General features: G+C 69.7%; 18 protein-coding genes and 3 tRNA genes. 10 read left to right on the top strand and 11 right to left on the bottom strand.

All coding sequences use genetic code 11. The annotated features are described in order from the left end of the window. Window positions 1-3 precede the first annotated feature (3 nt). The 3 genes from ACN8HC_RS00905 to ACN8HC_RS00895 all read left to right on the top strand — a co-directional run bounded on the left by ACN8HC_RS00905 (window position 4) and on the right by ACN8HC_RS00895 (window position 3,090). Window positions 4-369, top strand: coding sequence for a sterol carrier family protein (locus ACN8HC_RS00905; RefSeq protein ID WP_490072982.1), 366 nt, complete (start codon window positions 4-6; stop codon window positions 367-369). A 9-nt stretch (window positions 370-378) separates the two neighbouring features. Next, complete coding sequence (locus tag ACN8HC_RS00900; RefSeq protein ID WP_490072981.1) at window positions 379-1,248, top strand: LLM class flavin-dependent oxidoreductase; 870 nt, start codon at window positions 379-381, stop codon at window positions 1,246-1,248. Between the two features lie 456 nt (window positions 1,249-1,704). After that, window positions 1,705-3,090, top strand: coding sequence for an HNH endonuclease signature motif containing protein (locus ACN8HC_RS00895; RefSeq protein ID WP_490072980.1), 1,386 nt, complete (start codon window positions 1,705-1,707; stop codon window positions 3,088-3,090). A gap of 84 nt (window positions 3,091-3,174) precedes the next feature. Here ACN8HC_RS00895 and ACN8HC_RS00890 read toward each other — a convergent pair whose 3' ends face one another. Next, complete coding sequence (locus ACN8HC_RS00890) at window positions 3,175-4,578, bottom strand: sunset domain-containing protein (protein ID WP_490072979.1); 1,404 nt, start codon at window positions 4,576-4,578, stop codon at window positions 3,175-3,177. 157 nt (window positions 4,579-4,735) lie between these two features. On the opposite strand from ACN8HC_RS00890, the gene ACN8HC_RS00885 reads away from it, so the two are divergent. Genes ACN8HC_RS00885 through purM form a run of 3 tightly spaced genes read left to right on the top strand, consistent with a single transcriptional unit; the run spans window position 4,736 to window position 7,764 of the window. Further along, window positions 4,736-5,005: a hypothetical protein gene (locus tag ACN8HC_RS00885; RefSeq protein WP_490072978.1), complete on the top strand. Its 270-nt coding sequence runs from the start codon at window positions 4,736-4,738 to the stop codon at window positions 5,003-5,005. 34 nt (window positions 5,006-5,039) lie between these two features. Beyond that, on the top strand, window positions 5,040-6,629 hold the full coding sequence (gene purF / locus ACN8HC_RS00880) for an amidophosphoribosyltransferase (protein WP_490072977.1): 1,590 nt from the start codon (window positions 5,040-5,042) through the stop codon (window positions 6,627-6,629). A gap of 25 nt (window positions 6,630-6,654) precedes the next feature. Further along, window positions 6,655-7,764: a phosphoribosylformylglycinamidine cyclo-ligase gene (gene purM, locus ACN8HC_RS00875; protein WP_490072976.1), complete on the top strand. Its 1,110-nt coding sequence runs from the start codon at window positions 6,655-6,657 to the stop codon at window positions 7,762-7,764. A gap of 19 nt (window positions 7,765-7,783) precedes the next feature. Here the strand turns inward: purM and ACN8HC_RS00870 are convergent, their stop codons facing one another. The 3 genes from ACN8HC_RS00870 to ACN8HC_RS00860 form a co-directional block, all read right to left on the bottom strand. Next, on the bottom strand, window positions 7,784-7,978 hold the full coding sequence (locus tag ACN8HC_RS00870; RefSeq protein ID WP_490072975.1) for a DUF3073 domain-containing protein: 195 nt from the start codon (window positions 7,976-7,978) through the stop codon (window positions 7,784-7,786). A gap of 154 nt (window positions 7,979-8,132) precedes the next feature. Further along, complete coding sequence (locus tag ACN8HC_RS00865) at window positions 8,133-8,441, bottom strand: hypothetical protein (RefSeq protein ID WP_490072974.1); 309 nt, start codon at window positions 8,439-8,441, stop codon at window positions 8,133-8,135. A gap of 107 nt (window positions 8,442-8,548) precedes the next feature. Continuing rightward, on the bottom strand, window positions 8,549-9,292 hold the full coding sequence (locus tag ACN8HC_RS00860) for a DUF4352 domain-containing protein (RefSeq protein ID WP_490072973.1): 744 nt from the start codon (window positions 9,290-9,292) through the stop codon (window positions 8,549-8,551). Window positions 9,293-9,453: 161 nt separating this feature from the next. Here ACN8HC_RS00860 and ACN8HC_RS00855 point away from each other — a divergent pair, with 161 nt between their 5' ends. Next, window positions 9,454-10,713: a sensor histidine kinase gene (locus ACN8HC_RS00855; protein ID WP_490072972.1), complete on the top strand. Its 1,260-nt coding sequence runs from the start codon at window positions 9,454-9,456 to the stop codon at window positions 10,711-10,713. After that, window positions 10,710-11,375, top strand: a complete 666-nt coding sequence (locus tag ACN8HC_RS00850; protein ID WP_490072971.1) for a response regulator — start codon at window positions 10,710-10,712, stop codon at window positions 11,373-11,375. The genes ACN8HC_RS00855 and ACN8HC_RS00850 overlap by 4 nt, the downstream gene beginning before the upstream one ends. A 54-nt stretch (window positions 11,376-11,429) precedes the next feature. On the opposite strand, the gene ACN8HC_RS00845 is transcribed toward ACN8HC_RS00850, so the two are convergent. The 4 genes from ACN8HC_RS00845 to ACN8HC_RS00830 form a co-directional block, all read right to left on the bottom strand. After that, a tRNA-Phe gene (locus tag ACN8HC_RS00845) sits at window positions 11,430-11,502 on the bottom strand. A 27-nt stretch (window positions 11,503-11,529) separates the two neighbouring features. Then, a tRNA-Asp gene (locus tag ACN8HC_RS00840) sits at window positions 11,530-11,606 on the bottom strand. 42 nt (window positions 11,607-11,648) lie between these two features. Next, window positions 11,649-11,721, bottom strand: a tRNA-Glu gene (locus tag ACN8HC_RS00835). Window positions 11,722-11,822: 101 nt separating this feature from the next. Then, complete coding sequence (locus tag ACN8HC_RS00830; RefSeq protein WP_490072970.1) at window positions 11,823-12,869, bottom strand: PHP domain-containing protein; 1,047 nt, start codon at window positions 12,867-12,869, stop codon at window positions 11,823-11,825. A 55-nt stretch (window positions 12,870-12,924) separates the two neighbouring features. Here ACN8HC_RS00830 and ACN8HC_RS00825 point away from each other — a divergent pair, with 55 nt between their 5' ends. Both ACN8HC_RS00825 and ACN8HC_RS00820 read left to right on the top strand, forming a co-directional pair. Then, the gene (locus ACN8HC_RS00825) at window positions 12,925-13,392 is read left to right on the top strand and encodes a hypothetical protein (RefSeq protein WP_490072969.1); all 468 of its coding nucleotides are present in this window, start codon (window positions 12,925-12,927) and stop codon (window positions 13,390-13,392) included. Between the two features lie 40 nt (window positions 13,393-13,432). Further along, window positions 13,433-14,308 carry an arylamine N-acetyltransferase family protein gene (locus ACN8HC_RS00820; RefSeq protein WP_490072968.1) on the top strand — a complete coding sequence of 292 codons (876 nt, stop codon included), beginning with the start codon at window positions 13,433-13,435 and terminating at the stop codon, window positions 14,306-14,308. Between the two features lie 14 nt (window positions 14,309-14,322). Here the strand turns inward: ACN8HC_RS00820 and ACN8HC_RS00815 are convergent, their stop codons facing one another. From ACN8HC_RS00815 to ACN8HC_RS00805, 3 genes are read right to left on the bottom strand one after another with little or no spacing between them, the layout of a single operon-like run. After that, entirely contained in the window at window positions 14,323-15,285 is a 963-nt protein-coding gene (locus tag ACN8HC_RS00815; RefSeq protein ID WP_490072967.1) for a threo-3-hydroxy-L-aspartate ammonia-lyase, read from the bottom strand. Beyond that, the gene (locus tag ACN8HC_RS00810) at window positions 15,282-15,827 is read right to left on the bottom strand and encodes a hypothetical protein (protein ID WP_490072966.1); all 546 of its coding nucleotides are present in this window, start codon (window positions 15,825-15,827) and stop codon (window positions 15,282-15,284) included. Before ACN8HC_RS00810 ends, ACN8HC_RS00815 begins: the two co-directional genes overlap by 4 nt. Window positions 15,828-15,843: 16 nt before the next feature. Then, window positions 15,844-17,106: an MFS transporter gene (locus ACN8HC_RS00805; RefSeq protein ID WP_490072965.1), complete on the bottom strand. Its 1,263-nt coding sequence runs from the start codon at window positions 17,104-17,106 to the stop codon at window positions 15,844-15,846. Window positions 17,107-17,322 lie beyond the last annotated feature (216 nt).

Here is a 17,322-nt window from a genome sequence, read left to right as displayed (position 1 = left end):
TCGATGGCGGCACGGAAGATCGATCCGGAGCAAGGACGCGCAGCGGTGCTGTCCTGGTGCGCGGACCCAGAGGTCACGAGGCCGGTCCGCGCCCTGGCCGTGCGGTTCAGTCTCCAAGAGCTCGAACTGCAGGCACCCGGGCGCAGTGTCGAGGTCCGGGTCCCGCCGTTCGGTGCGGTGCAGGTGATCGAAGGGCCGCGACACCGCCGCGGTACTCCGCCGAACGTCGTTGAGCTCTCTTCGGATTCATGGCTGAAGCTCGTCGTCGGTGACCTCAGCTGGGCGGACGCCGAGGCTACCGGCCAGGTTTCGGCATCCGGCTCGCGTGCCGACCTGTCGCCATACCTGCCGTTGCTACGGCGACCGTAGAGTTGACCCATGCGCGTCGGCATCACGATCCTCCCGGAAGAACGTTGGCCGCAGGCGGCGCCCAAGTGGCGCGCGGCCGAGCAACTCGGCTTCGACCACGCCTGGACCTACGACCACCTCGTGTGGGCGGGCCTGCCCGACGCGCCGTGGTTCGGCACCACGCCGACGTTGACTGCTGCCGCGATGGTGACCTCGACCATTCGGTTGGGCACCTTCGTGACGTCGCCGAACTTCCGCCACCCGGTGGCGTTCGCCCGGGACGTCCTCGCGCTCGACGACATCTCCGGAGGGCGTTTCATCTGCGGGATCGGGCGAGGCGGGGACCTCGACTCCGAACTGCTCGGTGAGCTGCCGAGCGTCGGCGAACGCACCGAGCGCTTCTCCGAGTTCGTCCGGCTGCTCGACAAAGCGCTGACCGAGGATCACGTCACGTATGACGGCAGGTTCTTCAGCGCACACGACTCCCGAAACCTGCCCGGGTGCGTACAACAGCCACGCGTCCCGTTCATCGTCGCGGCGAACGCGCCCAAGGGGATGCGGCTCGCGGCCGAGATCGGCGACGGCTGGGTCACCTATGGCAAACCGACTGGTAGCGAAGCCGACTGGTGGGCTGGGCTGCGTGAGTCGAGCGAGCGGATGACCGAGGTGCTCGACGCCACCGGACGCGCGGACGCGTCTTTTGAGCGGCATCTGAATGGCGACGGCCTGCGCGGTTCGGTCTACGAGAGTGTCGACCGGTTCGAGGACACGCTCGGCCGTGCCCGCGAGCTCGGCTTCACTGACGTCATCACACACTGGCCACGCCCGGAAGCACCTTATGCCGCAACGGTCGAGGTGCTGGAAACCGTTGCCGCAGAAGTGCTCCCGCGGGTCAGCTGACAGCAATTCCGGCGCTTTCGTTGCCGGTCGGGTGAACCGCGTCGATATCGTAGCGTTCCACCACATCCATGATGGCGTCCTCCATGAACCGGACCGGTTCACGGCCGATCAACTCGGCCTCCTGCTGGTCCCCGGTGAGGCCCTTCTTCGCCCGACCGGTGCCGCGGCACGGAAGACATCAGCAGGGGGCTTTCGGCAGCGGCGCGTTCCGCAAGTCGTGCGGCTGGATTGAAAAATGTGTTCTATGAGAAGTATGTACAAGGTGTGCATTCGATGGTAGTTTAATGATAGTGAAAAACCGGCAGTAGGAGGGGTGTTCGGGCCATGGCGATCGATGGAACCATGCGGATACCTGACTCCCCGCGGTCCGTAGAATCTGATACGGACGGCTTTTATGAAGTGCTCGCTGCGAAAGGTCGACCAGCGCCTGGCCGGGGTCGGGAGGTGCTCGCCCGGTTGACGGAGGCAGCGCAACTGGTGGACGAAGCACCTGAGGTGTTGACCCAGTTGGGTGAGGACGAGTTGACCGATCTGGCGGGTGTGCTGCTGCGGTTGCAGGCCCGGGCCGGGCAGGTGGCGACCTTGGCCGTGGGGGATGCGGCCGAGCGTGGCACGGTCGATCGGTCGGACGCGGCGAACACGCAGCAGTGGGTGGCCTGGTGCGCCACGAGGTCCGGGGTCTCGGTAGAGCCGCGGGATGCCAAGACGGTGGCTGTGGTTGCCGAGGCGTGTCGAGATCGGCGTAACCAGGTGATCACCGTCGCGGTTCCCGACGGGTCCTGCACCTTGACCACGGCGCGCCGGGTGCTGGAGCACACGCAGCCGGTGGCCAAGATCATCCCGGCCGCGTCCCGGCAGGAGATCCATGGCTGGTTCCTGCAGTTGGACCCGTCCTACGGTTCCCGTGGCGTGGACGAACTGACCCGCAAGTTGCAGGCCATCTATGCACCGGACACCCTCGCGGCTGAGGACGCCCACCTGGAGGACGTCGAATCGTTGAGCTGGCACAAACTGGCGACTGGAATGTGGCGGTTGATCGCCGACCTGTCCCCGGCACACGCCGCGATCGTGAAGCAGGCAATCACTGCGATGTCCGCACCCAACCCCGCCACACACAACACTGGCCGGGACGCCGCCGCACACAGCGACGCTGCCTCCGGCGGTGGGCACGATGGTGCCCGCGAGAGGAACCACCAGGACCGCTCGGACGGGCGCGACCGCGGTGGCGCGGCTCCCGCTCCGGCCATGGGCGGAAAAGTGCGGGATGATCGCCTTCCGAGCAAGCGTCGACTGGACGCGCTACTGGATCTGATGTCCGCGGGTGCGAAGGTCGCGTGCGGTGACGGCACCGGAGTGGGTGCGGCCGCGACCGTGCTGCTCACGATGGATCTGGACGCCCTGCTCACCGGGATCGGTGGCGCCACCACCATCACCGGCGACGTCTTGGACGCCGCGGCGGCCCGCAAACTGGCCTGTGACGCGGACCTGGTCCCCATCGTGCTGGGCGGACCCAGTCAACCTCTGGACGTCGGACGACGAGAACGCTTGGTCACCAAGGGAATGCGGGCCGCGGTCGTGCACCGCGACAGAGGATGTTCGTTCCCCGGCTGCGACCGGCCACCCGGATTCTGCGAAGTACACCACCTGCGGCCCTGGTGGGCCGGCGGCGACACGTCCCTGGCCAATTCCGCCCTGCTCTGTTGCCGACACCACCAGATCGTGCACCGCAACGGCTACTACGCCACCGTCACCGCAGACGGGGTGGTCTGGAACCTCACCAAAGGCGCCATGCCCGGCTGGACCCACGCCGGATACAAAGCCCCTCTTCTCCTCGCAAGCTAGGTCGCCAAGGCCAACAACAGTCGCAACTCTTGGAGCAGGATTCGAGCCGGCCATGCACTCGACTTCCTTGACCCGAGCCGGCAATCAGCGCCGGTTGGAGTTCCAGTGCCGGAAGCCGGCAGCGGCCGCAGCGGTCTCGTCCCGGAAGTAGACCTCCGCCTCCGTGGAGTCGAAGTCAGGGGAGTCAGGGCCGTGGAACGTCATCGTGTCGGCGTTGCCCTTGAGCCAGCCGGCGGGTCCGGTGCCGTCGGCATTCGGTGCTGCCGAGCCGGGTCCGAGGGGACCGTCGTCGTCGGCCGACGCCGGTGCTTCCGGTTCACCACCGAACTCGGCAAGCGGCAATGGTGGCGTGTCCCAGTCGTCGCCGGACGGACCCGCGGATTTTGCGGCGGGTGCGGCTTGCTCGGCAGGAGGTTCAGAAGGCGCAGCCGCTTCCAGCGGCGGAGGTGGGGTGTCCCAGTCGTCGCCGGAGGGGGTGGCGTTGGTCGTCGCAGGGGCGGCTGGCTCGGTGGACGGCGTTGCGTCCAGCGCTGGGGGAGCCGTGTCCCAGTCGTCGCCGGAGGGGGTGGCGTTGGTCGTCGCACGGGCGGCCGGCTCGGTGGACGGCGTTGCGTCCAGCGCTGGGGGAGCCGTGTCCCAGTCGTCGCCGGAGGGGGTGGCGTTGGTCGTCGCAGGGGCGGCCGGCTCGGTGGACGGCGTTGCGTCCAGGGCTGGGGGTGGCGTGTCCCAGTCGTCGGCGGCAGGTGCGGTGCTCTCGCTGGTGGCAGTGGGAGCGTCGTCCAGCGGTGGTGGCGCGGCATCCCAGTCATCGGCCGCCGGGGTGGCCTGCTGGTCCTCCAGTGCAGGTGGCGGGGCGTCCCAGTCGTCCCCGGAATCAGCCGAGGCGGCCGGTGTGGGCGCCGTCTCATGCAGTGCAGGTGGCGGGGCGTCCCAGTCGTCGACGGCTGGCGTGCGCGCCGTCTCGTCCAGCGCAGGAGGCGGGGCATCCCAGTCGGCGGCGGGAGTGGCGGGCTGGTCGACCAGCGCCGGTGGCGGGGCATCCCAGTCGTCGACGGCTGGCGTGCACGCCGTCTCGTCCAGCGCAGGAGGCGGGGCATCCCAGTCGGCGGCGGGAGTGGCGGGCTGGTCGACCAGCGCCGGTGGCGGGGCATCCCAGTCGTCGGCGGCGGGAGTGGCGGACTCGCGCTGCTCCTCGGCTGCTCGGCCACCGACAGCTGGCTCGGTGACCTCCGGCTCCGACTTCTCCGCCGTCGCGACAGCCATGCCCGCGGCGCCTGCGCCGGCTCCAGCGGCCGCCGCCGCGGTCGCGGGTCCGGTCGCCGTCGCGCTGCGTCCCTCCTCGAGCACTTCCTCGTCCGCGACGCTGATCTTGTGATCACCGGTGACGCCGTGGATGCCGACGGAGCGGCCTCGTTGGGGGTCGCGCAGGAAGAGCCACAACGCGACTGTGAGCACGACGGCGATCAACACCAGGATCAGCCAAACCATGTCCAACACCTTCGAACGACAGCGGATGGGACCGGAACTAGCGCATTACATTAACGAGTCCGCGCACCCGCACACGCCGCCGCCCGGAGACGGGGCGGCACGCCATACACTCGAACGGCGACGACTTGAGGAAGGAGCGCGGGCTACCGTGCTGGGCGTGACAGAGCAGGACAACACCGGCGGGCCGCAACGGCAACGCGTCGTCCGGCGCCGGGTGCGCCGCACGCCCAACTTCCTCCGGTTCATCATCACCGGTGCGGTGATCGGCTTCATCGTCGGCGCAGTCATCGCGACGACCGGTCCGAGCGCCGACGGCTACTCGCAGCGCACCGGTGTCGCGCTGATCGGCGCAATTCTCGCGGCCGTCGGTGCACTCCTCGCCACCGTGGTCGCGCTGCTGCTGGAGCGCCTGCTCAACCGCCGATGACCGAGCACCCCGCCGGACATGACACACTGGTGGCGTGGCGCGCGGTGACGGACGGCTGACGCACGAACTCATTCCCGGTGAGAAGGCACCCCAGGACGCATGTGGTGTCTTCGGTGTCTGGGCTCCCGGTGAGGAAGTTGCGAAACTCACCTATTTCGGGCTCTACGCCCTGCAACACCGCGGGCAGGAGTCGGCCGGCATCGCGACCAGCGACGGCCACAGCATCCTGGTCTACAAGGACATGGGGCTCGTCTCCCAGGTCTTCGACGAGTCGAGCCTGACCTCCCTGCGGGGACACCTGGCCATCGGCCACACCCGCTACTCCACCACCGGCGGCAGCACCTGGGAGAACGCGCAGCCCACTCTGGGCGGCAGCGATCGCGGCACCGTGGCGCTGGCCCACAACGGCAACCTGATCAACACCGCCGAGCTGCGCGACCTGGTCGACGAGAAGCTCGACGGCCGCGCCGCCCGCGGCGAACTCGCCCGCGGCAACACCTCCGACACCGCCGTCGTCACGGCGCTGCTGTCCGAGAACCCCGACAAACCGCTCGAGGAGACCGCCCTCGAGGTGCTGCCCAAGCTGCGCGGTGCCTTCTGCTTCGTCTTCATGGACGAGCACACCTTGTATGCCGCGCGCGATCCGTATGGCGTGCGGCCGCTCGCCCTGGGGCGTCTCGAGCGAGGCTGGGTCGTGGCCTCCGAGACCGCAGCCCTGCAGACCATCGGTGCCAGCGTGGTCCGGGAGATCGAGCCTGGAGAGCTCATCGCGATCGACGAGTACGGCCTGCGCAGCCACAAGTTCGCCGAGCCGAAGCCGAAGGGCTGCGTCTTCGAATACGTCTACCTGGCGCGGCCGGATGCGGTGATCCGCGGCCGGGTGGTGCACGAGGCCCGCGTCGAGATGGGCCGGGCGCTCGCCCGTGAGCACCCGGTCGACGCCGACCTGGTCATCGGCGTCCCCGAGTCGGGGGTGCCGGCCGCGACGGGCTATGCGCAGGAGTCCGGCATACCGTTCGGCCAGGGCTTCGTGAAGAACGCCTACGTCGGTCGCACCTTCATCCAGCCCAGCCAGACGCTGCGGCAGCTCGGCATCCGGCTGAAACTCAATGCGCTCGAGCACGCCGTCAAGGGCAAACGCCTCGTGGTCGTCGACGACTCAGTCGTGCGCGGCAACACGCAGCGCGCCCAGATCCGGATGCTGCGCGAGGCCGGCGCTGCCGAGGTGCACGTGCGGATCTCGTCGCCGCCGGTGAAGTGGCCGTGCTTCTACGGCATCGACTTCGCCACCCGCGCGGAGCTGATCGCCAACGGCCTCGGCGTGCAGGAGATCTGCGCGTCGATCGGCGCCGACTCGCTCGGCTACATCTCCGAGGACGGCATGATCGCCGCGACCCGGCAGCCCAAGTCGCAGCTGTGCAGTGCGTGCTTCACCGGGGACTACCCGATCGCGCTCCCGGAGGACGGCCGCATCGGCAAGCACGTCCTGGAGACGCTGCCGATCGAGCTGCGCACCGGCCACGACAGCGCGGTCGACCTCGCCGAGCAGGACCGCCGCCAGGACGCCGAAGGCGTGTCGATCGGCGTCGCCGGCGGCGCCGAGAACTCGCTGCTGCAGCCCTGAACCGTCATACCCCCGAAGGACTCCGATGACCGACTCCCCGCAGATCACGTATGCCGCAGCCGGTGTCGACGTCGAGGCGGGTGACAAGGCGGTCGAGCTGATGAAGGCGTCGGTCCGCCGCGCCACCCGGCCCGAGGTGATCGGCGGTCTGGGCGGTTTCGCGGGCCTCTTCGACGCCTCGGCGATCGCCCGCTTCGCGCACCCGGTGCTGGCGACCTCCACCGACGGGGTCGGCACCAAGGTCGCGATCGCCCAGGCGATGGACGTGCACGACACCATCGGCTTCGATCTGGTCGGGATGGTCGTCGACGACATCGTGGTGTGCGGCGCCGAGCCGCTCTTCATGACCGACTACATCGCCACCGGCAAGGTGGTGCCCGAGCGGATCGCCGCCATCGTGCGCGGCATCGCTGCCGCGTGCGAGCAGGCGAACGTGGCCCTCGTCGGCGGCGAGACCGCCGAACACCCCGGCCTGCTCGAGCCGACCGAGTACGACGTCGCCGGTGCCGCCACCGGTGCCGCGGAGCGGTCCGAGCTGATCACCCCGGATCGGGTCGAGGCGGGGGACGTGGTGCTCGGCATACCCTCCAGCGGCCTGCACTCCAACGGCTTCTCGCTGGTGCGGCGGGTGATTGCCGACGCCGGCTGGTCGCTGGACCGCGAGGTGCCGGAGTTCGGCCGCACGCTCGGCGAGGAGCTGCTCACCCCCACCCGCGTGTATGCCGCCGACCTGCTGCGCCTCATCCGCGCTCTGCCGGTGCACGCCCTGTCGCACGTCACCGGCGGCGGCCTCGCCGCCAACCTGGCACGGGTGCTGCCGACCGGGCTGACCGCCGTGCTGGACCGGAGTAGCTGGACGCCGCCGGCGGTGTTCTCGGTGATCGGCGAACTCGGCAACGTGCCGCAGCACGACCTGGAACGCACCCTCAACCAGGGTGTCGGTTTCGCCGCGGTGCTGCCGCCGGAGGCGGTGGACGAGGCGCTCGCCATACTGGCCGGGTGTGACCTACCCAGTTGGGTGATGGGCACTGTGCGTGCGACCGAGGAGGTCGATGCGGGTGCCGCGGAGATCATCAGCGGTGCCAAGGGAACGCAGTCCGGTGGCGCGCAGCTGATCGGTGCGCACGCGTCGTGATCGGCGCGTCAGCCGCGGATCAACGCCTGTGGGCCGCCCAGTCGGCGTAGTCGCCGTAGTCGTCGTCGTCACGCACGTCATCGGTGCTGTCCGCCGACTCGTGTGACTTCGCGCGAAGTTCGCGCTCGAGTGCATTCAGATCGGTGTCGGGAGAGAAGTACTTCAGCTCCCGGGCAACCTTGGTCTGCTTTGCCTTGGCCCGGCCGCGCCCCATGGCGAGACCCCCTCGTGTGTGTTGCCGGGATGCGACCACGCGGTTGCTCGTGCGTGCACGAGACCGCCGTCGGACCCCGGGATCCTCGGTCTATGTCGTGAGGTCAACGGTACCCCAGCCCTCGAACATTCCCCGCATCGACCGGGCGAGCCGCTCAGAGATCGGCGTCGTCCCCGCGGGCGCGCAGCCGGATCAGCGCCGCGATGCCGCCGATCACGAGCACCGCGAGGATGCTGACGCCGATGATCAGCAGCGGTTCGTTGTTCGTCTTGTCGGTGGGCTGCTGGAAGCTGGGCACCGAGGTGCCCCAGCTGGTCCCGTCGTCGCTGTTGCTGCTGCGCTGCAGGCCCGTGGTCGAGGTGACGGCGCTGGTCGCCGTCGTGCCCCTCGCCGGCTCTGCTGCGCCCAGGAAGGCCACGAGCAGGACGGGCAGGACCAGCAGCAGGCCGAGGCGGGGACGCATGCGGCCGATTATGTCCCACGAGGTATGCCGGGCCGGCCGCGCGGCACACGCCCGGGATGCCGGTGGCGCACCTCGTGAGGTGCGCCCCGGCATACCCGCCGTCGTCGTCAGTGCAGTTGCACGGTGACCGCGTCGTCGAACGGCCCGCCGCTGAACTCGATGGCCGTCGCCTGCACGCCGACCGGCATGTCGTAGACCAGCACGCCGTCAACGGCGTTCCCCGGGTTGATGTCGGACAGCCAGACGTCGTTGTTCTTCATGGCCAGCTCCGCGGTCGAGTCCGGTGAATACGTCTTGTCGTCGGCGTCCTTGATCTTCTGTTCGCTGTCGAGGAACGTCTCGGAGTTGCTCCCGACATTGCGGACCGTCACGTAGACGAGGGTGTAGCGGCCCTGCGCCTTCTGCGCCAGGAAGTCCTCGCCGACCGACGCCTTGTCGCGGACCACCTTGGTGACCGTGAACTGCAGGTCACCCGACGTGACCGCAGTGCCGATCCGAGGCGCGCCGTCGGCCTTCTTCGCCGACGCCGCAGCCGGCGCCTTCGTCGTGTGTTTCTCGCGGGTTGTCTTCGCCGGCTGCGTGGAGGGACTGTTCTTCGCCGCGGCACTGGTCGCGACCGGCGCCGACGCGGCGCCGGTCGAGTCCGACGACGACCCACCGCCGGCGGTCGCCGCGGTCCCGATCACGATCACGGTGACGAGGCCGAAGATCCCCGTCAGGATCTTGTGCCGGGCGAACCAGTTCTTCTTCGTGGGGGCCGGTCCGGGCGGCACGGGCGGGTACGGGCCACCCGTCTGCGGCGGCTGCCCGCTCCACTGGGTGGGGTCCTGCGGGCCGTTGTACTGAGTCATCGCTGCTCCTCCGTGGTCGTTGTTCGCGATGTCCTCAGCAGACCGCGTCACCCGGTGCCGTTGCCTCCGGCAGGCGGCTCGTCATACCTACCCCGAACGGTGGAGTGCGCGTCGCCGACCGGTGGACACGCAGCGTCGGTGCCTGGCCCTACAGTGCGGTCATGTCCGCCGTTCCCGCTCCGTCGTGGTGGCGTTCGCCGCGCCTGCTGCGCGGTGTCGTGACTGGCCTGATCGTGACGTTGTGCATCGGCACCCAGATCAGCAACTCCACCTATGTCCAGTACCGCAGCCAGGGCATCACCGACAAGACCGTCGCCGCGGCGACCGAGTCGACCGGACCGTTCGTCCTGCTCGGGTTCGTGGGCATTGCCGCGGCGGTCGCGCTCGTCTGGCGGCGCAGATGGCCGGTCTGGATCTCGCTCGGGATCAGCGCGCTGACGATCGTGCTGCCGCTGGACGCGATCACGCCGCTCTTCGCCCTGTATGCCGTGCTGCTGGTCGTTTCCGGCCCACGGCTGTGGGCCTGCCTCGGTCTCGCGACGGCTGCCGAGTTCGCGAGTGTATGGCGGGACAGCACCGGCAGTCAGGCATCGTCCTGGGCGCGGGACATGTTCTCGATGGACGACGGCGCCCACTTCCCGTGGTGGCTCGTGCTGTTGGAGACGGCGGTCTTCCTGGCGGTGACGATCGGGCCGGCGATGCTGGTGCGCAGCCGGAAGGCATTGCGCGCCAGTCAGGTGCAGGAAGGTCGCACCGAGACCAAACTGCATGCCCTGGGTGAGGAGGTGGCACGGCAGGCCGAGCGCGAGCGGATCGCGCGTGAGGTGCACGACGTGCTCGGCCACCGGCTCTCGCTGCTGTCCCTGCACGCGTCCGGTCTGGAGCTGGCCAGCGACGACCCGATGCTCGCCCGGAGCGCGGCACTGGTCCGTGAAGGTGCTCAGGAGTCGATGGCCGACCTGCGTTCGTTGCTGGCGGTGCTGCGGCAACCGGGCGACCAGGACATCAGCAAGACGCTGCCGACTCTGGTCGACCTGCCGCAGCTGATCGACGAGTCGCTCGCGGCCGGCAGCCCGGTCGTCGCCGCCGTCTTCCTCGACCGCGGCGCGGAGCTGCACGACCAGGTCAGCCGCAGCGCCTACCGGATCACCCAGGAGCTGCTGACCAATGCGCGCCGGCACGCGCCCGGTGCGTCGGTGCGGTTGCAGATCGAGGGAGGGCCCGATCGCGGCGTGCAGATCAGCACGGCAAATCGGGCGCCCAATCCCGCCGACCGCACGATCCGCCCCGGTAACGGGCTGACCGGCATGCATGAGCGCGTCCAGCAGGCCGGTGGCGCGTCCTGGGTCTGGGTGGACGATGAGGGAGCCTTCCGCACGCTGGTGCGGCTGCCCTGGCGAGCGAGAGGAACCAACCAGTGACCGAGCCCCAGGTGCAGCCGATCCGGGTGCTGCTGATCGACGACGACCCACTCGTCTGCGCAGGGCTGGAGCTGATCCTGTCCACGTCGCCCGACATCACGGTGGTCGGCACGGCGAGCGACGGCGACCAAGCCGTCACCGCGGTGCAGCGTCACTTCCCGGACGTCGTACTCCTCGACGTGCGGATGCAGCGGGTCGGCGGCATCGCGGCGACGGCGTCGCTGCGCGCGTTGCCCAACCCGCCCAGAGTCATCGTGCTCACGACGTTCGACGCGGACGATGTGGTCATGCGCGCGATCTCTGCCGGCGCCGCGGGGTTCCTGCTCAAGACCGCCTCAGCACCCGACATGATCGCCGCGATCCGCAACGTCCACGCCGGCGGCGGTGCGCTGTCGCCGCAGAGCGTGCCGCAGGTCTTCGCGCAGGTCGGCGGCGACGGGGCGGTCCGTGCCGTCGCACGGGCGGCGATCGACGCACTCACCGACCGCGAGCGGGACGTCGTGCGGCTGGTCGCCGAGGGGCTGAGCAACGGCCAGATCGCCGCGCGACTCTATCTCGGAGAGGCGACGGTCAAGACTCATCTGAACGGCGCGCAGCAGAAGCTCGGTGTCGGCAACCGGGTGCAAGTCGCGGTGCTCGCGACGCAGGCCGGGTTGGTGTGACAAGAGCCGCACCCCTGTCGGGTGCGGCCCTCGTCATACGATCGTCGAAAACTGTGGCCAGAGACGGGGTCGAACCGCCGACCTAGCGATTTTCAGTCGCTCGCTCTACCAACTGAGCTATCTGGCCCTTGAGGCTTGTTCGCCTCGGAAGGGATGGCGACCCCGACGGGACTCGAACCCGCGACCTCCGCCGTGACAGGGCGGCGCGCTAACCAACTGCGCTACGGGGCCTTGCGGCCTTCTTGCAACCTGCATCATCGCATGAGCGATGCGTATCCCCAACGGGATTCGAACCCGTGCTACCGCCGTGAAAGGGCGGGGTCCTAGGCCGCTAGACGATGGGGACTCATCATCGACGACCAGTCCTGCCGCGCCTGCGCACCTCGGCTGGCGTCGAGGACTAGATGACTATAGGGGAGCATCGGGCAATCCACCAAAACGAGGTCGTCAGCGACCTGCTGCCCACTCCAGCAACCGGTCTCTCGGCCAGGTGTCGACGATCCGATCCAGCGGCACGCCGAGCCGCTGGGCGCGCTCGCAGCCGTATTCCACGAAGTCGAGCTGGCCCGGGGCGTGGGCGTCGCTGTCGATCGAGAACAGGCAGCCGGCGTCGAGCGCGGCGCGGATCAGTTCGTCCGGTGGGTCCTGGCGCTCGGGCCGCGAATTGATCTCGACGGCGACGTCGTGTGCCGCGCACTCGGCGAAAACGGCGGCCGCATCGAACGCCGACTGCTCGCGCCGCAAGGCCTTGCCGCGCCGCTCCCCGTCCACCATCCGGCCCGTGCAGTGCCCGAGGATGTTGGTGTGCGGGTCACGGATCGCGGCGATCATCCGCTTGGTCATCGGCGTCTTGGCCATCTTCAGCTTGGAGTGGACCGAGGCCACGCGCACGTCGAGGCGGTCGAGCAGGTCGGCGCGCTGGTCGAGGCTGCCATCCTCGAGGATGTCGACCTCGATGCCCTTGAGGAGCGTGAAGCCGCCGGTGCGTTGGTTGATCCGGTCGATGAGTTTCAGCTGTTTGGTGAGTCGTTCGACGCTCAAGCCGTTCGCGACGCGCAGTGACGGGGAATGGTCGGTCAGTACCAGGTATTCGTGACCGAGTTCCATTGCCGTCGCGATCATTTCGGGGATGGGTGAACCGCCGTCGCTCCAGTCGGAGTGGGTGTGACAGTCACCGCGCAACGCCTCGCGGTAGCGTTCGCCGCCCTCGACGAGTCGCTCGGGGGACTGGCTCTCCAGCCTGGTCAGGTATGCCGGGCGCTCGCCCGCGAGTGACTCGCGGATCACCGCCTCGGTGGACTTCCCGATGCCCGGCAGTTCGTGGAGACTGCCGGCCGCCGCCCGCTGCTCCAGCTCGTCACGGGGCGTGCTCACGACCGTGTCCGCGGCCTGGCGGAACGCCTTGACCCGGTAGGTTCCGGCGCGAGATCGCTCCAGTAGGAAGGCGATCCGGCGCAACGCGTCGATCGGCTCGATGGTGTCGTCGTGCGGCATACGACCCAGCTTGCCGGATGCGTGCCCCGGCCGGGGTGACACTACGCTCGGCTCGGTGCGGATCTTGATCGAGGTGCCTCTCCTGCTGATCGGCGTCGCATGGGCCTGGTGGGTGCGTCGCCGGATGCAGCGCCGGCAACTGGAGTGGCTGATCCGCCGGTCGGGCCGGCAAGCTGCCCGAGCTCGGCTGGTGACGATCGCCAGTCAGTGCCTGACCGCCGTCGCGGCTGTCGTCGCCCTGGCAGTGGCAATCTGGGCCGAACAGGAGCATCGGCTCTTCTGGGTGCGAATCCCGTTGGCAGCGCTGGTCATCACCGTCTACGTGCCGTTCGCGACGCAGCTCGCGCCGGTGCGAGTGCGGCTCGGCCGGCTCCGGCGCTCGCCGCAGGACCGCATGGTGGAGCTCGGCGCCCGGCCACCCGTCGCGGCCGCGATTGCCGGTGCCGGGAGGCCGTTCGCGTTCGTGGCGTCGCTGATCTTCCTGGCCGCGGTGACCGTCGTCGCCTGGCACCACGTGCGCTGATCGGCTGCGCTCAGCGAGGTCGGACCATCACAATTGGCTTGTGTTCGACTCCTTGCCGACGCTGGACGATGGCGTCCGAGTTGCCTATCTGGCGCGACTCGGCGTGTCGGCCGAGCCGCCATCGGTGGCTTTCCTGCGTACCCTCGCTCACCGACAGGTGGAACGAGTTCCATACGAAACACTGTGGATCCAGGCGGGCGAGGCATGGAGCGCTGACCCGCATGAGGCAGCTCGGCGCATCGCCCGCGACGGACGGGGCGGCTACTGCTACCACCTGAACGGCGCGTTCGGGCTGTTGCTCGCAGCGCTCGGCTATTCGGTGCAGGGGCATGTTGGCGGAGTCCACGGTCCGGAAGGCCCGGCCGAGACCGAATGGGGTAACCATCTGGTGCTGACCGTCGACCAGCTGCCGAGTGCCGCCAACCCGGGCGGGCTCTGGTATGTCGATGCCGGTCTCGGCGATGCGCTGTACGACCCACTGCCACTGGTGGCCGGAGAGTACCTGCAGCCACCATTTCGGCTGTCCCTTGAGCAACTGGACGACCGGACCTGGCATTTGACCCACGATCGCTCCGGTGGTTTCACCGGAATGCGATGGAGGATGCTGCCGGCGCAGCCGGCTGACTTCGAGGCACCGCACCGTTGGTTGTCGACCTCGCCCGAGTCGGGCTTTGTGAAGGTGCCCATGGCGGAGCGGAGAGACGCCACCGGGGTGGATGTCATCCGCGGGTTGTTGCGGATGCGGATCGGGGAGGGCGCGTTCACCTCAGGTCCGCTGACTCGTGACGAATGGTTCGGGCTGCTTGCGGACTTCTTCGGCCTCCGCTTCGATGGCGCTCCGGCCGACGCGGACGACCAGTTGTGGACAGCGGCGCTCGAGTCGCATCGACGATGGGCGGCCGAGTCCGGCGCCTGAGACCGGGCGATATGTCAGGCGCTGGCCAGCAGCCGCGCGTAACGGTCCAGGTCGACGTTGCCGCCGGAGAGGATGACCCCGACCTTGGCGCCAACCATCGACGGCGCGAGGGTCCGCGCTGCTGCCAGGCCGAGCGCACCGGTCGGCTCGACGACCAGCTTGCAGGTGTGGGCGAGCGTCCGCATCGCCGCGACCAGCTCCGCGTCGGTCACCCGCACGATGTCCTCGACGAGTTCCTGGATGACCGGGAAGGTCACCCGCCCCAGGGCGGTCGTCTGCGCGCCGTCGGCGATCGTGTCGGGCACCGGGATGGTGACGATCTCGCCGGCGTCGAAGGACTGTTTGCCGTCGTCGCCGGCCGCCGGCTCGGCCCCGAAAACCCTTACGCGCGAGGAGGTTCCGCGCGTCGCGATGGCCGTGCCGCTGAGCAAGCCCCCGCCGCCGAGCGGCGCGATCACGACGTCGAGGTCCGGCACCTCGTGCAGCAACTCCAGCGCGGCGGTGCCCTGCCCCGCCGCGATCTGCGGGTGATCGAACGGCGGCACCAGTGTCCGCCCCCCGTCGTCGGCCAGCGCGCGGGCGATGGTCTCGCGGTCCTCCGTCCGCCGGTCATAGGTGACGACCGTTGCGCCATACCCCTCGGTGGCGGTGCGCTTGATCTGCGGCGCGTCGGTCGGCATCACGATCGTCGCCGGTATGCCGAGCATTCGCGCGGCGAGCGCCACCGCCTGGGCATGATTGCCCGACGAGAACGCGACCACGCCGGCGCGGCATGCTGCGTCGTCGAGCCGGCTCAGCGTGTTGTAGGCGCCGCGGAACTTGAAAGCGCCCATCCGCTGCAGGTTTTCGCACTTCAGGTGCAAGTGGACACCGAACTCGTCGTCGAGTCGGGAGGAGGTGACGACCGGCGTGCGGTGCGCGATATCGGCCAGTCGCGAGGCGGCGTCCTGCACGTCGGCCAGCCCGAAGGCGCTCACTGCCCGTGTTCCTCCGCCTGCTGCTGCTCGGTGGTCGGCTCGTGCTCGGTGGTGTTGCGGTCGCCGGCCGTTGGCAGGCTCTGGTTGGCGGGTTTGCCAGTGACCGACGGCTTCGGGCCGGCGGCGGGGCTGGGCGTCTCCCGGCGCTTGCCGGCGGCATCCTGCGCGGTCTTGACCGCGAAGAGCAGGGCGACCACGCCGGCGGCCATCACGATGCGCGGGTGACGTACCCCTCGGCGCACGAGGAACCGTTCGATCTTGACGTCCGCCTTGACCCCCAGGCCGGACGTCACCAGCATCAGGCCACCGGTCGCGGCGGCGGTCAGATCGCTGATCGCCAGTGCACGGTGCAACGGGTGGTCGTCGGGCAGTTCGTCCTCGCCGCGCACCGCGAGGAAGACCGCGCCGGCGGTGCTGGCCGTGTTGGCGAGGCTGAGCCCCCGGCGCGCCCATCGCGGGAATCGCGCAGGACGGACCAGCGTGACGGCGCCTGCGACCGCGGCGGAGGCGAGATTGAGGACAGGGGAGTGCTTGGTGGCCATGCGTTGACCCTAGACGTCAGTGTGGGGTCTCCGTCAGACAGATCGCGCGCTGCGTCGCGCGATCTGTGGCGCGGGCGTGGACCCGGCGGAGCATCGGTCCGCCGGCGCCCGCGAGTGCGCACGCGAGGGCACCCGCGGTCACGGTCACGGCGAACGCGGCGGTCGCACCGGACAGGTCCGCGAGCCGCCCGGCCAGGGCGGCGCCGGCGGCATACCCGAGGCCTGTGGCAGCGGCCAGCAGCGTCATCGCGGCGCCGGTGCGCGCCGGCGGGGTCAGCTGCTCGCCGAGCGTGAACGTCGTGATCATGTATGGCGCGACGCAGCACCCCAGCACCAGCAGCACCGGGCACAGGGTGGCGAGGTTGTGGGTGAGCAGCAGCGGCGTGGTGAGCACGAAGAGCCCGGCGGCGGTCGCCCGCCACCGGGTGACGTAGCCGATCCGCGCCGGCAGGGCCGCCATACTCAGCCCGGCGAGCACGCTGCCGACCCCGAGCAGCGCCTGCACCAGCCCGGCGACCCCCGCGTGTCCGGCGTCCGTGGCGACGACCGTTGCACCGGTCTGGATCGAACCGAAGATCATGCCGATGACCAGCTGGGCCGCCAGCAGCATCGCGAGCGCCGGACCGAGCAGCCGCCCCGCTGCGGCGCCGGTGTCGCGCGGAGAGCGCAGCCGCGCCGTCGGATGGATGGCGAACCACGTGCCGAACACGGCCAGCAGCGCGGCGGCGGTGCAGATACCGACGCCGGGATCGACGATCGAGGCGATCGATCCGACCAGTGCTGGACCGAGGACGAACGACGCCTCGTCCGCGGCACCCTCGTAGGAGAACGCGGTGTCGAGCAGCCGCACCGGGGCCGCGGTCCGGTTCCGGGAGGTGATGATCGGACGCCACCGGACCCGGGCGAGCGGGCCGGCCTGCGGGATGAAGAAGCCGCCGGCCGCCGCGGCGGCGGCCGCCCACGGCCAGGCGATGCCGCTCTCGGCGGCGCCCACCACACCGACGAGGCCGAGTGCGCTGGCGAGGGACTGCACGAGCACGACACGGCGCTGCCCGAGCCGGTCGGAGGCGGCGCCGAGCAGCGGCGCGCCGACCGCGTTGGCGACGGCCAGGGCGCCGGCGCAGGCGCCTCCCGCTCCGAAGCTTCCGGTGGTGTGCGCGATCAGCAGCAGGACGCCCATCTGGCTCATGGCCAGGGGCAGGCGGGCGAGGAACGCGACGACGATGTAGGTACGTCCGGTCAGTCCGAACAGATGCCGGTATGACGCAACAGGTGACACAGGGTGAAACGCCTTTCGAGCACGCGGCTCACGTGATGCGCGACTTCCCGCCACCAGTCGCGCGCGTTCCCTGATTCAGTACACGCGTAGTTTACCGCTCCCGCGCAGCGGCTCGTGCGTCGTGACCGATCCGTGGAAACGCCGAGTCAGGTCCCCGCATCCGCCGCCGGAGTTGTCACCGTGGACGGGGCGGCCCGGTATCGGGGTGGGCCGCTG

The organism is Flexivirga sp. YIM B11880 (genome assembly GCF_058148645.1).
Note: the sequence above shows the minus strand (reverse complement) of the source record. Positions and strands in the feature narration are given on the sequence as shown.